Origin of the sequence: Haemophilus sp. 27098_8_127 (genome assembly GCF_041433495.1) — a bacterium.
Lineage (GTDB): Bacteria > Pseudomonadota > Gammaproteobacteria > Enterobacterales > Pasteurellaceae > Haemophilus_D.
The window spans coordinates 42,739-67,051 of the sequence record NZ_JAPWBP010000001.1; the positions used below are offsets into that span (position 1 = coordinate 42,739).

Here is a 24,313-nt window from a genome sequence, read left to right on the forward strand (position 1 = left end):
TTGTTTTTGCTTTCAAAAGGGCGTTACTTTGTTCGTTACTTATTATTCAAACCAACCGGAAATTCAAAAGGATATTTTAGTTTCGCTGTTGGAAAATTTACCGCAACATGATCCGTTTCAGTCTGACATTGTGTTGGTGCAAAGCCCTGGTATGGCACAATGGTTACAAATGGAAATTGCTAAAAAACGCAGTGTTGCAGCGAATTTCCAATTCCCCATGCCTTCCAGTTTTATTTGGAAACTTTACGCTGATAATTTGCCGAATGTTTCCACGCAAACCCCTTTTGAAAAAGATTCAACGTTATGGCGATTAATGCGATTAATCCCTACCTTTTTACAGCAAAAAGAATTTGAACCCTTAAAAAAATATTTAGCGTCTTCACCTGCATCAGAACAGCAAAAACTTTATCAATTAAGCCTAAAAGTTGCCGATTTATTTGACCAATATCTCGTCTATCGCCCCGAATGGATTGCCGCATGGGAAGAAAATAACGATGAAAAAATCTTGGCTCAAATTAATCAGCAAAAGCAGGGCCTTTCGGCATTAAATCCTACCTTTCTTTCTCAAATTAAAGGCAATATTCACTGGCAGGGAATTTTATGGCGAGCCTTGGTGGATAATGTTCAACGTGATTTCGGCGGAAAAGCGAAACATCGTGCTGCACTCAATCAACAATTTTTAGCATTATGTCGTGATCCCAATGCGACGCTCAACTTACCAGAACGTATTTTTATTTTTGGTATCCCTGCATTGCCAACGGTTTATCTCAATATTTTCCAAGGTATTTCAGCTAAAACAGATGTGCATTTATTCTTTAATAATCCATGTCAAGAATATTGGGGCGATTTGCGAGATCTGAGTAAATCCTATTTATTAGAAAGACAACGTTTCTTGAAAGAAAGCGACGATGTGAAGCCTTTAATTTCAGCCGAGCAAGTGTCATGGGAACCTGCCGATCTTGATTACACCAATCAACAAGAAGAATTGTTCAGCGGGAATCCGCTTTTAGTCTCTTGGGGAAAAATGGGACGGGATTTTCTCTATCAATTAGTGCGTGATGAAGAAAATATTCAAGCCATTTCCCGTGATTACTATGCAGAACTTCCCGAAAAAACACTGTTAGGGCAGATCCAAAATCAAATTTTGACGTTGAGTCATGGTGCATTAAATGTCGCGAAAAATGACCGCTCTTTGGTGATGAAATCTTGTCATAGCGCGATGCGCGAAGTTGAGGTGCTACATGATTATTTGTTGGATTTATTTAATCAAAATCAGCATAAGCCAAAAGAAGAACAGATTACACCAAAAGATGTGGTGGTCATGGTGGCTGATGTTAACCAATATACGCCTTATATTCAGGCTGTCTTTGGGGCGAATAGTGCAGACGCACCCGTTATTCCGTTCTCAATTTCTGACAGTAAATTGTCTGAAAGTGATGTGATCGTATCGAGCTATCTTTCCCTGTTAAATTTAAAAGAAAGTCAGTTTGGCGCGGAAGAGGTGTTGGCTTTATTGGATATTCCGGCTATCCGTGAACGTTTTAATATTGCCCTTGCCGATCTCGAACAAATACGTGAATGGGTGAAAGAGTCGGGTATTCGCTTTGGTTTGGAAAAACGGCAGAATACACTGAATTTTAACGCGTGGCAGGCGGGGCTTGAACGTATGACTTTAGGTTATGCGATGCGAGAAGAACAAGGCGTTTGGCAAGACAGTCTTGGACTTGATAGTAGCTATGGATTGAAAGGGCAGTTAGTTGGTGCAGTGAATCAATTTTTTACGCTCTTAAATAAATGGCATCAAGATTTGCAAAAGGCACACAATATTGAAAAATGGCGTGAAAAACTGACCGCACTTTTGACGGATTTCTTTGTGCAAAATGAAGAAACTGCGGATACCTTATTTTATATTCAAGATTGTATCAATGCCTTTGCCGATGATTTGCAGACCGTTAATTTTGAAGAAACTTTGCAAGCGGATGTCATTGCGGAAGTGATGTCGGCACGTTTAGAAGAAACACCAAACAGCCTTCGTTTCTTAGCGGGGAAAGTGAATTTCTGCACACTTTTACCGATGCGTTCCATTCCTTTTAAAGTGGTGTGTTTGCTCGGAATGAATGAAGCGGATTACCCACGCAGTCATACGCCAAATAGTTTTGACTTAATGCAATATCATCATCAAAAAGGCGATCGTGTTCGTCGAGATGATGATCGTTATTTATTCCTTGAGGCTTTGCTCGCCGCAAGATCCCATTTTTATGTGAGTTATGTGGGGTCTTCAATTATTGATAATCAACCTAAAGAACCTTCAGTATTGGTGAGCCAATTGGTTGATTATATTAATCATTATTCAGACAATGGTTTGAGAATTGAACAACATCCAATGACGGCGTTTAGTCCAAGCAATTTCCAACATGAAGGGAAAATTAACCGCTCTTTTGCGAAAAAATGGCTGCCCATTGCTCAATTCCAAGAAAGAAAATGCCATGAATTTGTTGTGCCGATGGGCGAAAATAAAGAGCCAATAACGGAAATTGAGCTCGATCGTTTTGTGAGTTTTGTTGAAAATCCAGTGAAGTTCTTTTTTGAAAAGCAGCTTGGCGTGTATTTTCGAGATGAAGACGATCGTATTGAAGAAAGTGAAAACTTCACGTTAAATAGTTTGGATCATTATCGCATTAGTAATGAGTTATTGCATTTAGAGGAAGCGCAATTTAACTATTATTTCGCCAAACAGCGAGTAAAAGGCATCATGCCACGCGGCGAGTTTGCGGAAGTCTGTGCGCAATCCATTCGTGCTGATGTATTGGCTTTTAAAGAGAAAATTAAGGATTATTCTTCACCACATAGTGAGAGTGTCGATTTTGTGGTGGAAACGGCACAAGGCAATATTCGCTTATTTGGCTATATGGAGCCATTATTTGGCGATGAAAATCAGATAATCGAATGGCGATTTGCAAAATATAAGGATCGTTATCGCATTCGCCCATGGCTTTATTATCTCATTCAACTGGCGACAAAAGAGAACGCACTGCCACCACGCATTATCGCTAAAGATAAGGATTTAACATTAAAAACAATAGAAAAATCAACCGCACTTGAGAAACTGAAAATGTATGTCGAGGCTTATTTACAAAGCCAGCAACAAATTCAGCTCATTCCAACGGAAAATATAGCGAAGTTTATTGAAAAAGATGAAAGTGCGGTCAATTTTGACAATGTTTTAACGAATATCGAATCCCTAGCGAAAGATGATAACTATGGTTATAGAAAAGCCGATCCTTATTGGGCGAGGGTGTGGGGGCAAACAGAACAATTTAAATCGCAGGATGGTCTTTTGCAGTTGGTGAAACAAACCACATCCTGGTTTGGAGAAATGTTGTCTTAAAGCGGATCTTCAGATCGAAAAGATCTTGGATTTTTGATAAGATATTGACCTAAGAATGATTTTTAAAAGGAGCTAAAATGCGTTGTCCGTTTTGTTCAACTGAAGAAACTAAGGTAATTGACAGCCGTTTGGTTTCTGATGGGTATCAAGTGCGTCGTCGTCGGGAATGTGGGAATTGTCATGAACGCTTTACCACCTTTGAAACAGCCGAATTAGTGGTGCCAAAAATTATTAAAAATGATGGGTCACGCGAGCCGTTTAATGAAGATAAATTGCGTAGCGGCATTCAACATGCGTTAGAAAAACGCCCTGTAAGTTCGGATGATGTGGAAAAAGCCATCAGCCATATTATTATCCAATTACGTGCGACAGGTGAGCGCGAAGTGCCAAGTCATCTCGTGGGCAAATTAGCCATGAATGAGCTGAAAGAATTAGATAAAGTAGCGTATATCCGTTTTGCATCCGTTTACCTGAGCTTTGATAATATCAATGAATTTACTAAAGAAATTGAAAGCTTAAAGGATTAATATGAGTGACACCTTTTCCCTTGATGATGTGAAATTTATGCAACTAGCTCTTGAGCTTGCAGCAAAGGGGCAGTACACCACTACGCCGAATCCGTCCGTAGGATGTGTGTTAGTTAAAAATGGTGAAATTGTCGGGAAAGGGTTTCATTTTAAAGCCGGTCAGCCTCATGCAGAACGTGTAGCGTTGGCAGATGCCGGTGAGAAAGCGAAAGGCGCAACTGCTTATGTAACGCTTGAACCTTGTTCTCATTATGGCCGCACACCGCCCTGTGCATTAGGGTTAATTGAAGCGGGTGTCAGTCGAGTTGTGGCAGCTATGGCGGATCCTAATCCGCAAGTAGCAGGCAAGGGCCTGAAAATGCTAGTCGATGCAGGCATTCCAAGTGCGGTCAATTTATTGAATGAACAAGCAGAAGCCTTAAATAAAGGTTTTCTTAAACGTATGCGAACGGGCAAGCCTTATGTGCAGCTAAAATTAGCCATGAGTTTAGATGGTCGAACAGCTATGGCAAGCGGTGAAAGCAAATGGATCACTGGTGACGTAGCCCGTGCGGATGTGCAAAAAATGCGAGCCAAAGCGACCGCACTTTTATCAACAAGTGCTACGGTGTTAGCTGATGATCCAAGCTTGAACGTGCGTTGGAATCAATTTCCCAATGATCTAAAAGCGGAATATGCTGAAGAAACCGTGCGTCAGCCTATTCGTGTGATCTTAGATTCTAAAAATCGAGTTCAACCAAGCCATCAATTATTTCATACCCATTCGCCAGTTTGGCTTGTGGGTTCAATTCCACGAGATATGTCTGTATTCCCTGATTTCTGTGAGCAAATTCTACTGCCAGAAAACTATGATTTAGATCTATTGATGACAGAATTAGGTAAGCGACAAGTGAATTCTGTTTGGGTTGAAGCAGGCGCTAATTTAGCGGGTAGTTTGATTGAACAACATGCTGTGGATGAATTAATCATTTATGTTGCCCCGAAACTCTTGGGAGATAAAGCTCGAGGATTATGCCAACTCCCGCATTTGGAAAAACTTGCTGATGCCCCATTGTGGCAATTGCAAGAATGTGAAAGAATTGGGGATGATTTAAAGCTCAGTTATTTACCTAACTTATTAATAAAAGAATAAAAAATGTTTAAAAAACTTTTCCACTCCGCCCTTTGGGGGCTTGCTGCGGCAGGTGTTATTTTATTTGCCGTTCCCAAGCTCAATAACAGCAGCCTTTTCTCTGCTGACGATATCGTGTCTTTCAACAGCGCCGTGAGAATTGCTTCACCTGCCGTTGTGAACGTGTATAACCGCTCTTTTTCTTCTGCTAGCATTAATGACAGCGATCAATTACAGGTAAATAACTTAGGTTCTGGCGTGATCATGACCAAAGACGGTTATATTCTCACCAATAAACACGTTATTCAAAATGCCGATCAAATTGTGGTGGCGTTGCAAAATGGCAATATTTATGAAGCCAATTTAATTGGCTCAGACAATTTGACAGATCTTGCGGTATTAAAAATTAAAGCAACCAATCTTTCGACGATTCCACAAAATAAAGAACGCCAAGTACGAGTTGGGGATATTGCTCTGGCTATTGGTAATCCGTATAACCTCGGTCAAAGTGTTTCCCAAGGGATTATCAGTGCGGTAGGACGTAGTGCCGTAGGCGATTCTTTAGGTCGTCAAAACTTTATTCAAACCGATGCATCAATTAACCGTGGTAACTCTGGTGGCGCATTGATTAACTCAGCGGGCGAATTAGTGGGGATCAGCACGTTAAGTATTGGTAAAACAGCCAATGAAATTGCTGAAGGGTTAAATTTTGCGATTCCAATTAGTATTGCTAATGACGTGTTATATAAAATTATCCGAGATGGTCGCGTGATTCGTGGTTACTTTGGCGTACAAAGTGAAATCACCGCTAACTCAAACGGTGGTATTGTGATTACCGGCGTGACAGCGAATAGTCCTGCCGCTAAAGCAGGCATCCAAGTGGGTGATGTGATTTTACGTTTAAATAAACAAGATAACTTATCTATTCGTGAAATGATGCAAATTATTAGTGATACTAAACCGAATACAGAAGTCATTGTTACTGTTTCTCGCTTAGGTAAAGTGATTGATCTCCCTGTGGTTATTGAAGAGTTGCCGTCTAATTAAGGATATATTGTGGAAGTTAAAACCAGTCACTTTTTCGCTTGTTTAGATCGTCTTCGCTTAATTCAGCGTTGGTCATTGATGCGCAATATTGAAAAGGAAAACTTAGCAGAGCATAGTCTGCAAGTTGCCTTTGTAGCACAAGCCTTAGCCATTATTAAAAATCAATTTTTTGGTGGGGAAGTTAATCCTGAGCGTATTGCGGTGATGGCAATGTATCATGACACTTCTGAAATTTTTACTGGTGATTTGCCGACCCCAATTAAGTATTTCAATTCTGAAATTACTCATGCTTACAAAGACATTGAAGCGGCAGCAGAATTGCATTTAATTAGTTTGCTCCCGACAGAATTACAAGACAGTTTCGCGCCATACTTAGATAGTGAGCAATTTAGTCCAGAAGAAAAGCATATAGTAAAACAAGCGGATTTGATTTGTGCCTATATTAAAGCCCAATTTGAATTAGAGCATGGTAACCATGAATTTAAAACAGCGAAAAAACGCTTAGAAAATTTAATGGAACAATGGCACAGCCAAGAAATGGATTATTTTTTGCAGGTCTTTTTGCCAAGTTTTGGACGCTCGATTGATGAGATTGCGTTATAAATTAAAATAAAAAAGTGCGGTTAATTTTAACCGCACTTTTTGTTTCTAGGATTATTTCAATGTTGCCAAAATAATCTGTTCTGGATCCACGTGTAACCACACATCTTGTCCCACTTTCCAACCATCTTTGCTATGAATACTCGCACAAAATTCAATTGAGCTGTCCTTTATTTTCAAAATCGCTTCTTCATTCTGCATAGAAAGAATCGTCGCTTGGAAAAGGTTATTTTTTTCTTCTAATGGGGTGGTGCTAATTTTTACCCAAGGGGCTTTAAACATGACCATCACTTCTTTTTCAGTAATGAGTCTGAGTCGCTCTGCACTGCGCATTGTGATTGAAACATGTAATGGATGAGCTAAATCCTGAATGTTTACTGCAACAATGCAGCGGGAGTCCACAATATGTTGGCTTGCCACTTTCCCGAAAAATTGATTGCGCGCGCTACTTTGTAAGGAGAATTTTGCCGTTGCTGAAAGGAGGCTGTTTAGTGGGATCGTCTCATCTTGCAGAATATGGAACGCGTGCTCTTGTGTTTGTTCGAGTAAATCATAAAGCTGCAGTAAACGCTCAGCATAAGTGGTTAATGAAGTACCGCCCCCATTTTTCCCACCGATATTACGTTCTAAAAGCGGTTTGGGGCTGATTTTATTCATCGCTTCAAGATGATCCCAAGCACTTTTATAGCTCACTTTAGCGTTTTTGGCCGCTTGGTTGATTGAGCCACATTCTTTAATTTCTTTTAAGAGGCGAACACGTTTTGGATCAATAAATAATTCTTGATGAAGTTTGATAGTCAGTAAAATTTCAGTTTGTTTCATCATCTCCTCCTAATACACAATTCTGTTTATTTTACTTGATCTTTAAGTTTTTCTGTATGCTTATTTAAAAATTCAAGTTATAATTTACTCGTAGTATATTTTTTTATATATAGTTTCATTTATATAGGAGATAAATAATGAAATTAACTAAATTTGCAACCGCACTTTTAATTGCGGGCATGGGCGTATCTTTTGCTGCATCAGCAAAAGTGACTGTGTTTGCAGCAGCTTCAATGACTGATGCGTTACAACAAATTGCGGATCAATACCAAACTGAAAAGCCAAATAATACCGTCGTTTTCTCTTTTGCTTCTTCTTCTACCCTTGCAAAACAAGTTGAAGAAGGTGCACCTGCAGACTTATTTATTTCAGCTAGCAACAAATGGATGAAATATTTATCAGATAAAAATCTCACCGTAAAAGAAACTGAAAAAGTATTAGCGGGTAATGAATTGGTGTTAATTGCGCCGGCTAAAAGTGCGGCTAATTCAGTGGATATTGCTAAAGGTGAGTGGATCAAAGGCTTAAAAGATAGCTATTTATCTGTGGGTGATCCTGCGCATGTTCCTGCAGGACAATATGCAGAAGAATCATTAACGAAATTAAATTTATGGGATCAAGTTAAAGATAAATTAGCGCGTGCGAAAGACGTACGTGGCGCGTTAGCCTTAGTTGAACGCGCTGAAGCGCCTTACGGTATCGTGTATAGCACTGATGCAAAAGTGAGTAAAGACGTGAAAGCAGTAGGTGTATTCCCGAAAGATAGCTATAAACCGGTTGAATATCCAGTCGCGATTTTAAAAGATCATGACAATGCAGATACCCGTGATTTCCTTAACTACTTAGAATCGAGTGCAGCGAAAAAAATATTTGTTGAATATGGTTTCTCTGTGAAATAATGAGCTCAGACTTTATAAAGAAAGGACAGGAAACTGTCCTTTTTGTTATCTCTAAAGAAATTTCGTCATATCGATATATACACAAGGAAATATTTTGCTCTCTTGGTTTCAATTAAGCCCGATGGAATGGGATGCGATTCACTTAAGCATGAGTGTCGCATTGAGTTCTATGCTTTGGAGTTTGCCTTTTGCGATTTTTATCGCTTGGTTACTGGCTCGTAAGGAATTCTACGGTAAGTCACTGATTACAGGGATTATTCATCTGCCTTTGGTGTTACCGCCAGTGGTAATCGGTTATTTATTATTAGTCGCCATGGGGCGTAACGGCTTTATCGGTAAGTATTTATATCAATGGTTTGGCTTATCCTTTGGCTTTAGCTGGAAGGGGGCGGTATTAGCTTCTGCAGTGGTAGCATTTCCATTGGTTGTGCGGGCAATTCGTCTTTCCTTGGAAAGCATTGATTTTAAGTTGGAGCAAGCCGCACAAACGCTTGGTGCTTCGCCTTGGCGAGTCTTTTTTACAATCACGTTGCCTCTTTCTTTACCAGGTGTATTGGCGGGTTTAGTATTAGGTTTTGCACGCTCTTTAGGAGAGTTTGGTGCAACCATTACTTTCGTTTCGAATATTGCGGGTGAAACTCAAACCATTCCTTTAGCAATGTATTCGTTTATCCAAACACCTGGTGCAGAAGCACAAACTGCACGCCTTTGCTTGTTTGCGGTGATCCTTTCATTAATTTCTTTATTGCTTTCCGAAACCTTAAGTAAACGGATGCAGAAAAAATTGGGGCAAGGCGATGCTACACATTAATGTACAACAACAATTAGGACGCCTGACCTTACGTGCGGGTCTGCAATTGCCAACTCAAGGTGTGACGGCTATTTTCGGTTTGTCGGGTTCGGGGAAAACCTCATTGATTAATTTAGTGAGTGGCTTAACTCATCCTGATCAAGGATTTATTCGTTTAAATGACCGCACTTTGGTGGATGTAGAGAGCGGTGAGAATCTTCCCGTGCATCAGCGCAAAATCGGCTATGTATTCCAAGATGCGCGTTTATTTCCGCATTACAACGTCAAAGGCAATTTACGTTATGGCATGAAGCACGTTAGCCGTGAAGATTTTGACTATATCGTTCAGCTCCTTGGTATCGAACCGTTACTCAAACGCTATCCGCTTACTTTATCAGGCGGAGAAAAACAACGTGTGGCGATTGGACGAGCCTTATTAACGGATCCTGATATTTTGTTAATGGATGAACCGCTTTCAGCTTTAGATGTGCCTCGTAAACGTGAGCTTATGCAATATTTAGAAAGTCTATCCAAAGAAATTAATGTGCCGATTTTATATGTGACGCACAGTTTGGACGAATTATTACGTTTGGCAGATCGCGTTGTGCTGATGGAAAATGGCAAAGTGAAAGCCTATGACACCTTAGAAAATGTCTGGAACAGTCCGTTATTTGCCCCTTGGAAAGGTGAATCGGAGCAGAGTAGTGTGTTGGCATTGCCTGTATATTTGCATAATCCAACCTATAAAATGACCGCACTTTCTTTGGGCGAGCAACAGCTTTGGATTAACGAAGTGCATCATCAAGCGAATGAAAAAGTACGTGTCTGTATTTATAGTTCCGATGTATCACTCACTCTCAGCAAGCCAGAACAAACGAGTATTCGTAATATCTTACGTGGACAAATTGTACAAATCGTTCCGCAAGAGAATCGCATTGATATTGCGGTGTTGGTGGAAGGGCATAAAGTTTGGGCAAGTATCAGTAAATGGGCATTTCATGAATTGCATTTTGCTCAAGGCATGGATGTTTATGTACAAATAAAAGCGATTTCAGTCGTATAAAGTAAAAGTGCGGTCAATTTCAAAATAGTTTTAAAATTGACCGCACTTTTTTGTTTAGGCTTACTTACCTAAGTTATCAAAGAATTTCTTCACACCGTCTAAAAAGCTTGAAGATTTCGGACTATGCGATTTTTGTCCTTTCAAACTTTCTTCCAGTTTTTCTAATAATTCTTTTTGTTCTTTATTTAAGTTCACCGGTGTTTCAATCACTACGCGACAAATGAGATCGCCTGCGTAGCCACTACGTGTAGAGCTCACCCCTTTACCACGCATACGGAATAGTTTGCCTGTTTGGGTTTCCGCAGGGATTTTGAGTTTCACTTTACCGTCTAAGGTTGGAACTTCAATTTCACCACCTAACGCAGCCATTGAGAAACTGATTGGCACTTCGCAGTAGAGGTTATTGCCATCACGTTCAAAGATATGATGTTCTTTAACGTGAATAACCACATATAAATCACCTGCTGGAGCACCATTTTCGCCAGCCGCACCTTCACCGCTTAAGCGTAATTGGTTGCCGGTATCCACACCTGCTGGGATTTTAACGGAAAGATTTTTCTTTTTGTGAACACGACCTTCGCCATGGCAGCTTTTACATGGTTTTTCAATTTTCTTACCAGAACCATGACAAGTAGGACAAACCGCTTCAGTTACGAAGAAACCTTGTTGGCGACGAATACGACCTGAGCCATGACAGCTTGGGCATGTCTCAACTTTTGATCCTTTTTCTGCACCAGTACCATCACAGCTATCACAGTGAGCAAGCGTATTAATTTGGATGTCTTTGGTTGTACCTTTTACGGCTTCTTCTAACGTAATTTGGATGTCATAACGTAAATCTTCACCGCGTACTACACGCTGACGACCACGCCCGCCACCGCCGAAGATATCACCGAACATATCTCCAAAAATGTCACCGAAATCAGCACCGCTGAATCCGCCACCAAAGCCGCCGCCTCCCATGCCGCCTTGTTCAAAGGCTGCGTGACCGTATTGATCGTAAGCGGCACGTTTTTCTTTATCACCTAGGATTTCATAGGCTTCTTGGATTTCTTTAAATTTTTCTTCTTTGGCTTTATCACCTTTGGTTCTATCAGGGTGATATTGCATGGCGAGTTTTTTGTAAGCACGTTTAATTGCTTTTTCATCTGCGCCACGTTCAACACCAAGAACGTCGTAATAATCTTTCTTTGCCATAATGTTTTCGTTTTCCGTTTAAAAATATAAATTTAAAAAATTTTATTTTGTTATTGTGTGGTACTGCATAACAACATACCTAACAATAAAAATGATGCCTAAGGCAGAAATATCAAGGGTAAATACGTTAATTTATACTTGTTTTTGTTTGCTTACTATTAAGATAAGTAAACAAATAAAAATAAGCGATAAGCTGAACGTTTTTATCTCTCGTTATTTAAAGTGGCAGGCAATTTGCCTGCCTTATAACACTTATTTCGCTGCAGCGAATGCTTGCTCTAAGTCGGCTAAAATATCTTGAATATTTTCAATACCACAAGAAAGACGAATAAGTCCTGCAGAAATACCGGCTTTTTCTAACTCAGCTTCACTTAATTGGCGATGCGTTGAAGTTGCTGGATGTAACGCACAAGTACGAATATCGGCTACGTGTACTTCACGTGAGGTCATTTGTAACGCGTTTAACCATTTTGCCGCGGTTTCTTTGTCACCTTTAATCTCAAAGGAAATGACACCACACAAACCATTAGGTAAATATTTTTGTTTGAGCGCGTAATCTGGTGAGCTTGGTAAGCCTGGATAATTCACTTTAGCGACTTGCGGATGTTTTTCTAAAAACTCGGCTACAGCCTGTGCATTTTCATAATGACGTTGCATACGAAGCGCAAGGGTTTCCATACCTACATTCAATAAGAAACTATTTTGTGGCGCTGGGGTTGCGCCTAAATCACGCATTAATTGCACGCGTGCTTTGACAATATAAGCCGCAGGGCCAAAGGTTTCGGTATAAACCAAACCATGATAAGTTTGGTCTGGCGTGCTTAATTGCGGATATTTGCCGTTATTCCAATTAAAATTACCACCATCAGTAATGGATCCTCCTAAGGCAATAGCATGACCGTCTAAATATTTAGATGTGCTGTGAATGACCACGTTTGCGCCAAATTCGATTGGACGACAAAAATAGGGGGTAGCAAAGGTGTTATCAATTAATAATGGCGCTTCTGCTGCTTGCGCTAAGGAAGCAAATTTTTCAATATCCAACACGCGTAAAGCGGGGTTCGCAATGGTTTCAGCAAAAACAGCTTTTGTATTTGGACGGATTGCTTTTTTGAGCTCTTCAAGCGGTAAGTCTTGATCCACAAAAGTCACTTCAATGCCCATTTTTTTGAAGGTATGGGCAAATAAATTGTAAGTGCCGCCATACACATAAGAAGAGGAAATAAAATGATCGCCGGCTTCTAAAATATTCAACATCGCATAGAAAACTGCAGATTGACCAGAAGCAGTACACATTGTTGCTACACCATCTTCAAGTGCCGTGATTTTTTCTTCCGCAGCATTTGTTGTTGGGTTTGCTAGGCGAGTATAGAAATAACCGGCTGCTTGTAAATCAAATAACTTGCCAATTTCTTCTGCAGAATCGTAAGTATAAGTGGTGCTTTGTACGATTGGTTGAACACGTGGCTCACCGTTTTTAGGGCTATAGCCAGCATGGAGGCATTTCGTTTCGAATTTCATTGTTTTTTCCTTTAGTTGTGTTTGTTTGGGGATAAAGTGCGGTCATTTTTTATAAAATTTTATGCACTTTGAGCTTAGCAATGAGGTTCAACAGCAATATAAATTTCTACCAAACCATCAGGGTGGTGTTTTTCAAAATCCACCGAATAAGCCCGCTTAAGTAAACCTTGTTGTTCTTTTTTCCAGATTAGTTGCCATGTTTGATAAATTTCATCTACTTTGCAACGAAAAACTTCGTAGCAACTCAAATCTTCAATTTCAATCACTGGGATATCTGTTTCTGATACTACTTCACTTGCAATCGCAAAATCATAGTCTGCTTGGTAATTCGTAGCATAATTAAAATAAATGCTATAACAATAGTGACCTTGTGGTAGTTTATCGAGATTGTTTTGCCAAAGGGACGGAATTATCTCATCTGCTATGTTGTTATTTAAGCGTTGTTGTACGATTGGGTAGAGTTTTAACACCATTTATCCTCCTGGTTTATTTTTCCTGATTTCACTTTTTTAAATAAAGTCAGGAAAAACGGCATTTAATGAATATGCCAAAAGGGCGTATTGCTACGCCCTTTAATTTTGGTTCAAGTGAAATTATTTATTATCTTTCACTTCTTCAAACTCAGCATCAACAACATCATCATTTGGTTTGCTGTTGCTTTGAGCTTGTTGTGCATCACCTTGTGGTTGAGCCGCCTGAGCAAGTTTTTGAGCCACTTCTGCAAGCGCTTGAAGTTTAGCTTCGATTGCTGCTTTATCTTCACCTTTCGCTGCAGTTTCTAAATCGCTTAATGCGCTTTCAATTGCTGCACGATCTTCAGCTGGAACTTTGTCACCTGCTTCTTCTAATTGTTTACGTGTGCTGTGTACAAGGTGATCTGCTTGGTTACGAGCTTGTACTAATTCTTCAAATTTACGGTCTGCTTCAGCATTTGCTTCTGCATCACGAACCATTTTTTGAATTTCTTCATCACTTAAACCTGAAGAGGCTTTGATGGTGATTTGTTGTTCTTTACCCGTACCTTTATCTTTCGCAGAAACGTGGATAATACCGTCAGCGTCGATATCGAAGGTTACTTCAATTTGTGGCATACCGCGTGGAGCAGGGTTGATGCCTTCAAGGTTGAATTGACCTAAAGATTTATTCGCTGATGCTTGTTTACGTTCACCTTGTAACACGTGAATGGTTACTGCACTTTGGTTATCTTCTGCTGTTGAGAATACTTGCGATTTTTTAGTTGGAATCGTCGTGTTTTTCTCAATTAAGGTAGTCATCACACCACCCATAGTTTCGATACCTAAAGATAACGGCGTTACGTCTAACAATAATACATCAGTTACATCACCCGCTAATACACCACCTTGAACTGCTGCACCGATAGCAACGGCTTCATCTGGGTTCACATCTTTACGAGGGGCTTTACCAAAGAATTCTTCTACTTTTTGTTGTACTAATGGCATACGGGTTTGACCGCCCACTAGAATAACATCATCAATTTGTGATGCACTTAAGCCAGCATCGTTTAATGCAACTTTTACAGGTTCAAGTGATTTCGCCACTAAATCTTCTACTAAAGATTCTAATTTAGCGCGAGTTAATTTGATGTTTAAGTGTTTAGGACCTGTAGCATCTGCAGTGATGTAAGGTAAGTTCACATCAGTTTGTTGTGCAGAAGAAAGTTCAATTTTCGCTTTTTCACCTGCTTCTTTTAAACGTTGCATTGCAAGTGGGTCATTACGTAAATCAACGCCTTGTTCTTTTTTGAACTCATCCACTAAGTAGTTGATTACACGGTTATCGAAGTCTTCACCACCTAAGTGAGTATCACCGTTGGTTGCTAATACTTCGAAGGTTTTTTCGCCACCTACTTCATCAATTTCGATGATAGATAAGTCGAATGTACCACCACCTAAGTCATAAACAGCAATAGTTTTGTTGCCTTGACCTTTATCTAAACCGTAAGCTAATGCTGCAGCTGTAGGTTCATTGATAATACGTTTAACTTCTAAGCCTGCGATACGACCTGCATCTTTTGTTGCTTGACGTTGAGCGTCGTTAAAGTATGCAGGAACAGTGATTACTGCTTCAGTCACTGGCTCACCTAAGAAGTCTTCTGCAGTTTTTTTCATTTTTTTCAATACTTCTGCAGAAATTTGTGGCGGTGCAAGTTTGTCACCTTTTACATTTACCCATGCATCACCATTGTCTGCTTTGGTGATTTCAAATGGCATAATGTCGATATCACGTTTTACTTCAGCATCATCAAAACGACGACCAATTAAACGTTTGATTGCGAATAATGTATTTTTCGGGTTGGTCACCGCTTGGCGTTTTGCCGGTTGACCCACTAAAATTTCGTTATCATTTGTATAAGCGATAATTGACGGGGTAGTACGATCGCCTTCTGCGTTTTCAATTACGCGAGGTTTGTCACCATCCATTACAGCGACACAAGAGTTTGTTGTACCTAAGTCAATACCAATAATTTTTCCCATGTTGTTACTCCTAATTAAATTTTAAATTCGTTGTAAACTATTACGATGAATAAGATGTGGATACTTTTTCGCATTTCAAGAGGCAAGATTTAAAAATTTTTCTTCCTTTTAAAGTGCGGTCATTTCCGTTCTTGTTTTACAAAATAAGTCCAGAGATGAGAAGTTCAAGGGGGGATATAAAATTATTTTTTAAAAATAAGAAAAAAATTGTGATTTGTGATAAATTGCCAGCAATTTTAATCATCTATTAGTTAGCAAAGGAATCAAAATGAAAAAATCAACTGTAGCATTAGGTGTCATTGTTGCCCTCGGTATTGTCGGCATCGGTGGTGCATGGTTTACTGGGGAAAAAGCACAAACTGAATATTTGCGTCAAATTGAATTAGCGAACCAAAAATTCCAAAGTTTAGGTTTGCCAGATTCAGTGAATCTTGTTTATAAAAATAAGCAATTTGATCGCAGTTTCTTTACTTCTCAAGTGGAAGATGAAGTCGTTATTTCTTTACCAAAAGAAGGACAAGTATTTACTATTCCACTTTCAACTAAGCTTTATCATGGACCATTTCCACTTAATCAGTTGGAAAAATTTAACTTCGTACCAACAATGTTTTCAGCACAAGGTGTGATTGGTAAAAATGAAACAACTCAGCCGCTATTTGATTTTCTTAAATCAGATAAACCTGTTCAATATCAAGCTTCGACTAGCTATAGTTTAGCAACAAAAGGTAAAGTTGAATTAGCAGCTGGGGAAATGGCAGATCCTCACTCACCGCAAAATAAGATCTCCTGGTCAAATATCAACATTGGTTTTGATATAGATAAAGATCGAGCGGGAAAATATGACATGACCTTAGACGAAGTGACTGCTGATTTAGGCCCTAGTAGTGCAGATGGGGATAGCCAGGACGCTACTGCAGTTAAGTCGGTAAAAACGAAGATGAAGGGCATGAAATTGGATGCTTCATTCAATCCTACAAAATGGGCTTACATTTATACGGGGAAAGGTTCTTATTCAACTGAAAGCTTCGAAATGACGAGCACGGACTATGCTGGAAAAACGACTTCTCTTATTGAAAAAGGCTTAAAAGCCACATCTGATATTTCACTTAATGGTGATTTTGTAAATTTAAAAAGTGAGAGTGCAGTAGATTCATTTGTTCTAGATGGAAAAGAGTTAGGGAAGTTAACTAACAATAGTGAATTAAATCATATTGAAGCAAACGCAGCAAATGCGTTGATTGAAGCTGTTTTCACGGTATTTAAGTCTGTTAGAGATGATAAAAATGTGAATGATGAAGTGGTATCTGAAATTTTAAGTTCATGGGTTGAAGAGCATGGTATGGCTATTTTTAATAATCAGCCTCAACTTAAACTCAACCCAGTATCAATTTCAGATAATCAAGGTAAAGTGTCATTAGATCTCAATGTGGCATTAGCGAAAGATCCAAAATTTGATTTAATGAAAGGAAGTTTATATAAACAATTTACGGATTTTGCGGTGCATATTCATGTAGATAAAGCGACAGCAGAAAAAATCATGACACAATTTGCTCCAGAAGAAGATAAAGCGTTGATTAAAGAGAAAATTGAAGAGCAAGCCAAACAAGCAGCAGCACAAAATATTGTGGTGAATAACGATAAAAATGTGACGCTTGCTTTAGTGCTCGAAAACGGCGAACTCAAACTCAATGGTCAAGTGATTCCTGAAGAGCAGGTGCAAGGCGTGTTATTTATGTTGATCATGAGCGCGGCAATGCAAGGTAAGTAATTAACGACTAAATAAACAGAAAGGAGATAAAGTGATTTATCTCCTTTTTATTTAGTTAATTTAAACGTGCTTTTAAATATCCTTCATAATCGGGGATATCAATATTGATTTCTTGATCAAATAAGCTTGATGTTAAAAGAAAATCAGCGGTACTTTGATTAATTGCCACAGGAATATTCCAAACAGTTGCAATGCGCATTAAGGCTTTTACATCGGGATCATGTGGCGCGGCGTTCATCGGATCCCAAAAGAAAATCATCATATCAATTTTTTTCTCAGCAATTAGTCCACCAAGTTGTTGATCGCCACCCATAGGGCCACTTAATAGCGAGGCTATTTTGAGTCCCGTTTCTCTTTCTAATAGATGGCCAGTTGTACCCGTCGCATAAAGTTGATGGGGAGCGAGTGCTTCTTTGTGTTTCTTTACCCAATTGAGCAGATTTTGTTTGCAGCTGTCATGTGCAACGAGCGCTATTCGTTTATGAGAAAAGATTGGGCGAGTTGTCGTGTTCATATTTTGTCCTCTAAAAAGCTCAAAAGCATGCGAACACTTTAGATCAAAGCGGGTAAGGAATGCAATATATAAAGTATGCTTTAATTTAAACCCAAAAATCCTTTAAAAATGACCGCACTTTTAATGAAGACTATTGCAATAACAGGAAGAAATGCGTGAGAACAGTGAAAATCTACTATCTTTCTTGCAAAAAATCTTCTAAAATTTACAAGATTTGTTAAATGTTTGTAACATTGATTAACAAGCTTGATTTTCGTGTTTGGTCATGACCAAACTTCATTTTCACTCAGTAAAATAAGGAAAGACTATGTCAGATACCTTAGTAAACGATATTGACCCAATTGAAACACAAGATTGGTTGTCAGCTGTTGATTCATTAATTCGTGCCGAAGGCGCAGAGCGTGCGCATTACATCATCAATCAGGTGATTGATCAGGCACGTAATGGTGGTGTGAACATTGCAAAAGGTGGCGTAACAACCCCTTATGTTAATACCATCCCTGTTTCTGAACAGCCAGCATACCCAGGTGATAAAGCTATTGAGCGTCGTATTCGTAGTGCTGTACGTTGGAATGCGATCATGGCGGTATTACGTGGCCAGAAAAAAGATCTTGAATTAGGTGGCCATATTTCAACTTATCAATCTGCAGCAAGCATGTATGAAGTCTGTTTTAACCACTTCTTCAAAGCTGCTACAGATAAAAACGGCGGTGACTTAGTCTTCTTCCAAGGCCACGCGGCACCAGGTATGTATGCTCGTGCATTCGTTGAAGGTCGTATTACTGAGGATCAAATGAATAATTTCCGTCAGGAATGTGAACCAGGTAAAGGTCTTTCTTCTTACCCACACCCGAAATTAATGCCTGAATTCTGGCAATTCTCCACAGTATCGATGGGTTTAGGTCCAGTAAATGCAATCCGTACTGCTCGTTTTTTAAAATACTTAGATAACCGTGGCTTAAAAGACACCAAAGATCAAAAAGTGTATGCTTTCCTTGGTGACGGTGAGATGGACGAAATCGAAGCAAAAGGTGATTTAACATTTGCAGCACGTGAAGGCTTAGATAACTTAATCTTCGTAGTAAGCTGTAACTTGCAACGTTTAGATGGTCCTGTAACGGGTAACGGCAAAATCGTTCAAGAATTAGAAGGTTTATTTGCTGGTGCTGGTTGGGAAGTCATTAAAGTTATGTGGGGTAGTGGCTGGGATAAATTATTTGCAAAAGATACTACCGGCAAATTAACCCAATTAATGATGGAAGTACTTGACGGTGACTATTTAACCTTCAAATCTAAGAATGGTGCATACGTTCGTGAACACTTCTTCGGTCGTTATCCTGAAACCGCTGCATTAGTGGCTGATATGACAGATGATGAAATCTGGGCATTAAGACGTGGTGGTCACGATTCAGAAAAACTTTATGCGGCATTCCATAAAGCGCAAACTGCAGGTAAACCTGTTGTGATCTTAGCGCACATGGTTAAAGGTTATAAAATTCCTGAAGCAGAAAGTAAAAACACTGCGCACCAATCGAAAAAAATGTCTCTCGAAAGCTTAAAATCTTTCCGTGATCATTTCCAATTAGATATTAAAGATGAAGATATCCCTAACTATCCGTACATCACCTTCCCAGAAGGTTCGGAAGAATACAATTATCTTCACGGCAGACGTAAAGCGTTAAATGGTTACTTACCAAAACGTTTACCAAAATTCACCACTGAATTTAAAGTGCCATCATTGGAAGAATTTGCCCCATTATTGGAAGAACAAGCGCGTCCAATTTCAACTACAATGGCATTCGTGCGTTTCTTAAATACCTTATTGAAAGATAAAAATATTGGTAAACAAATTGTGCCAATTATCGCTGACGAAGCACGTACTTTCGGTATGGAAGGTTTATTCCGTCAAATCGGTATTTACAACCCACATGGTCAAAACTATGTACCTTCTGACCGTGACTTAGTGGCTTACTACCGTGAAGCGAAAGATGGTCAAGTATTACAAGAAGGTATCAATGAATTAGGTGCTGCATCATCTTGGTTAGCGGCAGCGAACTCATACTCTGTAAATAACCTGCCGATGATTCCATTCTTCATCTACTACTCAATGTTTGGTTTCCAACGTGTGGGTGACTTAATGTGGGCAGCAGGTGACCAATTAGCACGTGGTTTCATGATCGGTGGTACTTCTGGCCGTACAACATTAAATGGTGAAGGTTTACAACACGAAGATGGTCACAGCCATATTCAATCTCTTGTTATTCCTAACTGTGTGTCTTATGACCCAGCTTACGTTTATGAAGTGGCAGTTATCCTACAAGACGGTATCAACCGTATGTACGGTGAAAAACAAGAAGATGTGTTCTACTACATCACCACATTAAATGAAACTTACGAACAACCAGCAATGCCAAAAGGTGCAGAAGAGGGTATTCGTAAAGGTCTTTATAAATTTGAAACCGTTGAAGCGAAAGACAACAAAGGTCATGTTCAATTATTAGGTTCTGGTGCGATCTTCCGTCACGTTCGTGAAGCGGCACAAATCCTTGCAAATGAATATGGCGTAAGCTCAGATGTATATAGTGTGCCTTCATTCACTGAAGTCGCTCGTGAAGGTGCGGATGCCGTACGTTGGAATATGTTACACCCAACAGAAACACCACGTGTACCTTACATTGCACAAGTCATGAACGATGCGCCAGCTGTTGCGGCAACTGACTACATGAAATTATTCGCAGAACAAGTTCGTGCATTCATTCCTGCACGAAGCTATCACGTATTAGGTACTGATGGTTTCGGTCGTTCAGACAGCCGTGCAAACTTACGTGAACACTTCGAAGTGGATGCGCGTTATGTTGTGGTTGCAGCATTACATGAGCTTGCAAAACAAGGCAAATTTGATGCGAAAGTAGTGGCTGATGCAATCGCGAAATTTGGTTTAAAAACTGAAGTTTTAAACCCGCTTTACGCTTAATAAAAACATCCTGTGCGCAAAACGCACAGGATCATCTACAAATAAAGTGCGGTTGATTTTAACTGCGTTTTTTAAAGGTAAGATAACATGTCAAAACAAATTCAAATTCCTGATATCGGTAGTGATGAAGTTACCGTAACAGAAGTGATGGTGAAAGTAGGTGATACCATTATCGCTGATCAAAGTATTATCAATGTTGAAGGTGATAAAGCCTCAATGGAAGTACCCGCACCAGAAGCCGGTGTGGTAAAAGAAGTATTAGTGAAAGTGGGTGATAAAGTCACAACTGGCACACCAATGCTTGTTCTAGAGTCAGCGGAGGCGGCAGCACCTGCTCCAGCCGCTGCAGCACCAGCGCCGGCAGCCGCACCAGCAGCTGCAAGTGTAGTTGAAGTCAATGTACCAGATATCGGCTCAGACGAAGTAAACGTGACAGATATTATGGTGAAGGTTGGTGATACCGTTGAAGTTGATCAATCAATCATCAACGTTGAAGGTGATAAAGCGTCAATGGAAGTCCCTGCTCCAGTTGCTGGCGTGGTAAAAGAAATTTTAATCAACGTAGGCGATAAAGTGGTTACAGGCAAATTAATCATGAAATTTGAAGTGGCGGGTGCAGCACCAGCCGCAGCGCCAGTTCAACAGGCGGCAGCACCTGCAGCAGCACCAACAGCTTCAGCCATTAAAGAAGTGAACGTACCTGATATTGGTGGTGATGAAGTTAACGTAACTGAAATCATGGTTGCCGTTGGTGACAGCGTTTCTGAAGAGCAATCTTTAATTACCGTTGAAGGCGATAAAGCCTCAATGGAAGTACCAGCTCCATTCGCGGGTGTGGTAAAAGAAATTTTAGTGAAATCAGGTGATAAAGTTTCAACTGGTTCATTAATTATGAAATTTGAAGTGGCGGGTGCAGCACCTGCTCCTGCAGCGGCTCCAGTAGCGGCAGCTCCAGCGCCTCAAGCAGCACCTGCAGCGGCGCCGGTAGCACAACCAGGTAATGTATCTGGCTTAAGCCAAGAACAAGTTGTCGCAAGCGCTGGCTATGCACACGCAACTCCAGTGATTCGCCGTTTAGCACGTGAATACGGTATCAACCTTGATCGCGTAAAAGGTACGGGTCGTAAAGGTCGCGTAGTAAAAGAAGATATTCAAGCTTACGTGAAAACCGCTGTTAAAGCGTTTGAAACAGGCACTGTATCTTCTGCAGCAGCGGGTAATGGTGTGGCAAACGGCGCAGGCTTAGGTTTATTACCATGGCCGAAAGTTGACTTCAGCAAATTTGGTGAAGTGGAAGAAGTTGAATTAAGCCGTATCAACAAAATCTCTGGTGCAAACTTACATCGTAACTGGGTAATGATTCCACATGTTACTCACTTCGATCGCACAGATATCACCGATTTAGAAGCATTCCGTAAAGAACAGAACAAGATTGTTGAAAAACAAAAATTGGATGTGAAAATTACACCAGTTGTGTTCATTATGAAAGCCGTAGCGAAAGCATTAGAAGCGTTCCCACGTTTCAATAGCTCTATTTCTGAAGACGGTCAAAAATTAACACTTAAAAAATACATCAACATTGGCGTAGCGGTGGATACACCAAACGGTCTTGTTGTACCTGTATTTAAAAACGTGAACAAAAAAGGTATTATCGAACTCTCTCGTGAATTAATGGAAGTCTCCAAAAAAGCACGTGACGGTAAACTTTCAGGTTCTGATATGCAAGGTGGTTGTTTCACCATTTCAAGCTTAGGTGGTATTGGTACAACTCACTTTACGCCAATCGTAAATGCACCTGAAGTGGCAATTTTAGGTGTGTCTAAATCAGAAATGCAACCAGTTTGGAATGGTAAAGAATTCGAGCCACGCTTAATGCTTCCATTATCATTATCTTTTGACCACCGCGTGATCGATGGTGCTGATGGTGCTCGTTTCTTAAGCTATATCAATGGCGTATTAGCTGACTTACGTCGCTTAGTGATGTAATTAACACGGTAAGATGTGAGTGATTAGGCTCACATCTTACAGAAAGGACCGCAAGTGCGGTCAAAAATTTGAACGTTTTTACGAGGTAAAAATGAGTAAAGAAATTAAAACCCAAGTTGTGGTACTTGGTGCTGGTCCTGCAGGTTATTCAGCGGCATTCCGTTGTGCGGACTTAGGTTTAGAAACAGTACTTGTTGAACGTTATTCAACATTAGGTGGGGTATGTTTAAACGTAGGTTGTATCCCTTCTAAAGCATTACTTCACGTTGCTAAAGTAATTGAAGAAGCAAAACACGCAAGCAAAAACGGTGTGTATTTCGCTGAGCCTCGCATTGATTTAGATGAAGTGCGCGCAGGTAAAGAAGCGGTTGTGGCTAAATTAACAGGCGGTCTTGCAGGTATGGCTAAACAACGTAAAGTCACCGTTGTTGAAGGTTTAGCGGCGTTTACCGATCCACACACATTAGTGGCACGTGATCGTGATGGTAAACCAACCACAATTAAATTTGATAATGCGATTATCGCAGCGGGTTCTCGCCCAATTCAATTACCATTCATTCCACATGAAGATCCACGTGTTTGGGATTCAACAGATGCACTTAAATTAAAAGAAGTACCGAAAAAACTGTTAATCATGGGTGGTGGTATCATCGGTTTAGAGATGGGTACCGTATATCATGCATTAGGTTCTGAAGTTGAAGTGGTTGAAATGTTTGACCAAGTAATTCCAGCAGCAGATAAAGATGTTGTTGCAATCTACACCAAACAAGTTGAGAAAAAATTCAAGTTAATGCTTGAAACTAAAGTGACTGCAGTTGAAGCAAAAGACGATGGTATCTATGTTTCAATGGAAGGTAAAGCATGCAATGACACTAAACGTTATGATGCAGTGTTAGTGGCAATCGGTCGTACACCAAACGGTAAATTGATCGATGCAGGTAAAGCTAGCGTTGAAGTGGATGAGCGTGGTTTCATTCATGTTGATAAGCAAATGCGTACTAATGTGCCTCATATCTTTGCAATCGGTGATATTGTTGGTCAACCAATGTTAGCTCACAAAGGTGTCCACGAAGGTCACGTAGCGGCAGAAGTGATTGCAGGACAAAAACATTACTTCGATCCAAAAGTCATTCCTTCTATTGCTTATACTGAACCAGAAGTAGCTTGGGTAGGTAAAACTGAGAAAGAATGTAAACAAGAAGGTTTAAATTACGAAGTCGCTAAATTCCCTTGGGCTGCTTCTGGTCGTGCGATTGCATCTGAATGTGCAGAAGGTATGACCAAATTAATCTTCGATAAAGATACTCATCGTATACTTGGTGGGGCTATCGTGGGGGCTAACGGTGGTGAATTGTTAGGTGAAATCGGTCTTGCGATTGAAATGGGTTGTGATGCGGAAGATATCGCATTAACGATTCATGCTCACCCAACACTTCATGAATCTGTAGGTCTTGCGGCTGAAGTATTTGAAGGTTCAATTACCGATCTTCCAAATGCAAAAGCGAAGAAAAAATAATCAATTCTAATCCTTTTAAGGGCTGCTCATTGAGTAGCCCTTATTTTTTTGAGATCTCACTCACAAAATTGCATAAAAATTCAATAAAGACTGGC

Annotated in this window: 18 protein-coding genes; 12 read left to right on the forward strand and 6 right to left on the reverse strand. The window is 40.0% G+C overall.

What is annotated here, in order from left to right; all coding sequences use genetic code 11:
- Positions 1-28: 28 nt before the first annotated feature.
- From recC to yfbR, 5 genes are all read left to right on the forward strand, one after another.
- Positions 29-3,388 (forward strand): exodeoxyribonuclease V subunit gamma, encoded by a 3,360-nt coding sequence (recC, locus tag O3746_RS00220; RefSeq protein ID WP_371447389.1) that lies wholly within the window; start codon positions 29-31, stop codon positions 3,386-3,388.
- A gap of 77 nt (positions 3,389-3,465) precedes the next feature.
- Positions 3,466-3,915: a transcriptional regulator NrdR gene (nrdR, locus tag O3746_RS00225; RefSeq protein ID WP_005695670.1), complete on the forward strand. Its 450-nt coding sequence runs from the start codon at positions 3,466-3,468 to the stop codon at positions 3,913-3,915.
- Position 3,916: 1 nt separating this feature from the next.
- Positions 3,917-5,047, forward strand: coding sequence for a bifunctional diaminohydroxyphosphoribosylaminopyrimidine deaminase/5-amino-6-(5-phosphoribosylamino)uracil reductase RibD (gene ribD / locus O3746_RS00230; protein WP_308566188.1), 1,131 nt, complete (start codon positions 3,917-3,919; stop codon positions 5,045-5,047).
- Positions 5,048-5,050: 3 nt separating this feature from the next.
- On the forward strand, positions 5,051-6,073 hold the full coding sequence (degS, locus tag O3746_RS00235) for an outer membrane-stress sensor serine endopeptidase DegS (RefSeq protein ID WP_049366095.1): 1,023 nt from the start codon (positions 5,051-5,053) through the stop codon (positions 6,071-6,073).
- A 6-nt stretch (positions 6,074-6,079) separates the two neighbouring features.
- Entirely contained in the window at positions 6,080-6,676 is a 597-nt protein-coding gene (gene yfbR, locus O3746_RS00240; protein WP_049370236.1) for a 5'-deoxynucleotidase, read from the forward strand.
- Positions 6,677-6,727: 51 nt separating this feature from the next.
- On the opposite strand, the gene O3746_RS00245 is transcribed toward yfbR, so the two are convergent.
- Complete coding sequence (locus O3746_RS00245) at positions 6,728-7,495, reverse strand: TOBE domain-containing protein (RefSeq protein ID WP_308566208.1); 768 nt, start codon at positions 7,493-7,495, stop codon at positions 6,728-6,730.
- Between the two features lie 134 nt (positions 7,496-7,629).
- On the opposite strand from O3746_RS00245, the gene modA reads away from it, so the two are divergent.
- From modA to modC, 3 genes are all read left to right on the forward strand, one after another.
- Entirely contained in the window at positions 7,630-8,394 is a 765-nt protein-coding gene (gene modA, locus O3746_RS00250) for a molybdate ABC transporter substrate-binding protein (RefSeq protein WP_049384477.1), read from the forward strand.
- Between the two features lie 94 nt (positions 8,395-8,488).
- On the forward strand, positions 8,489-9,205 hold the full coding sequence (gene modB, locus O3746_RS00255; RefSeq protein WP_308566187.1) for a molybdate ABC transporter permease subunit: 717 nt from the start codon (positions 8,489-8,491) through the stop codon (positions 9,203-9,205).
- Positions 9,192-10,247: a molybdenum ABC transporter ATP-binding protein ModC gene (gene modC / locus O3746_RS00260; RefSeq protein WP_197554111.1), complete on the forward strand. Its 1,056-nt coding sequence runs from the start codon at positions 9,192-9,194 to the stop codon at positions 10,245-10,247. The genes modB and modC overlap by 14 nt, the downstream gene beginning before the upstream one ends.
- Positions 10,248-10,307: 60 nt before the next feature.
- Here modC and dnaJ read toward each other — a convergent pair whose 3' ends face one another.
- The 4 genes from dnaJ to dnaK form a co-directional block, all read right to left on the reverse strand.
- Positions 10,308-11,444 (reverse strand): molecular chaperone DnaJ, encoded by a 1,137-nt coding sequence (gene dnaJ / locus O3746_RS00265; protein WP_049370241.1) that lies wholly within the window; start codon positions 11,442-11,444, stop codon positions 10,308-10,310.
- A 252-nt stretch (positions 11,445-11,696) separates the two neighbouring features.
- A complete protein-coding gene (locus O3746_RS00270; protein ID WP_371447394.1) occupies positions 11,697-12,965 on the reverse strand; it encodes an O-acetylhomoserine aminocarboxypropyltransferase/cysteine synthase family protein in 1,269 nt (422 codons plus the stop codon).
- A 74-nt stretch (positions 12,966-13,039) separates the two neighbouring features.
- A complete protein-coding gene (locus O3746_RS00275; protein WP_197544738.1) occupies positions 13,040-13,438 on the reverse strand; it encodes a GyrI-like domain-containing protein in 399 nt (132 codons plus the stop codon).
- A gap of 120 nt (positions 13,439-13,558) precedes the next feature.
- Positions 13,559-15,460, reverse strand: coding sequence for a molecular chaperone DnaK (dnaK, locus tag O3746_RS00280; protein ID WP_178161232.1), 1,902 nt, complete (start codon positions 15,458-15,460; stop codon positions 13,559-13,561).
- Positions 15,461-15,728: 268 nt separating this feature from the next.
- Here dnaK and O3746_RS00285 point away from each other — a divergent pair, with 268 nt between their 5' ends.
- Positions 15,729-17,228, forward strand: a complete 1,500-nt coding sequence (locus O3746_RS00285) for a YdgA family protein (protein ID WP_371447398.1) — start codon at positions 15,729-15,731, stop codon at positions 17,226-17,228.
- Positions 17,229-17,283: 55 nt separating this feature from the next.
- Here the strand turns inward: O3746_RS00285 and mgsA are convergent, their stop codons facing one another.
- The gene (gene mgsA, locus O3746_RS00290) at positions 17,284-17,742 is read right to left on the reverse strand and encodes a methylglyoxal synthase (protein WP_070582169.1); all 459 of its coding nucleotides are present in this window, start codon (positions 17,740-17,742) and stop codon (positions 17,284-17,286) included.
- A gap of 307 nt (positions 17,743-18,049) precedes the next feature.
- Between mgsA and aceE the strand changes: the two genes are divergently transcribed.
- The 3 genes from aceE to lpdA all read left to right on the forward strand — a co-directional run bounded on the left by aceE (position 18,050) and on the right by lpdA (position 24,218).
- Positions 18,050-20,716: a pyruvate dehydrogenase (acetyl-transferring), homodimeric type gene (aceE, locus tag O3746_RS00295; protein WP_371447400.1), complete on the forward strand. Its 2,667-nt coding sequence runs from the start codon at positions 18,050-18,052 to the stop codon at positions 20,714-20,716.
- Positions 20,717-20,803: 87 nt separating this feature from the next.
- Positions 20,804-22,702 carry a pyruvate dehydrogenase complex dihydrolipoyllysine-residue acetyltransferase gene (gene aceF / locus O3746_RS00300; RefSeq protein WP_371447402.1) on the forward strand — a complete coding sequence of 633 codons (1,899 nt, stop codon included), beginning with the start codon at positions 20,804-20,806 and terminating at the stop codon, positions 22,700-22,702.
- A gap of 91 nt (positions 22,703-22,793) precedes the next feature.
- Positions 22,794-24,218 carry a dihydrolipoyl dehydrogenase gene (lpdA, locus tag O3746_RS00305; protein ID WP_371447404.1) on the forward strand — a complete coding sequence of 475 codons (1,425 nt, stop codon included), beginning with the start codon at positions 22,794-22,796 and terminating at the stop codon, positions 24,216-24,218.
- The last annotated feature ends 95 nt before the right edge of the window (positions 24,219-24,313 follow it).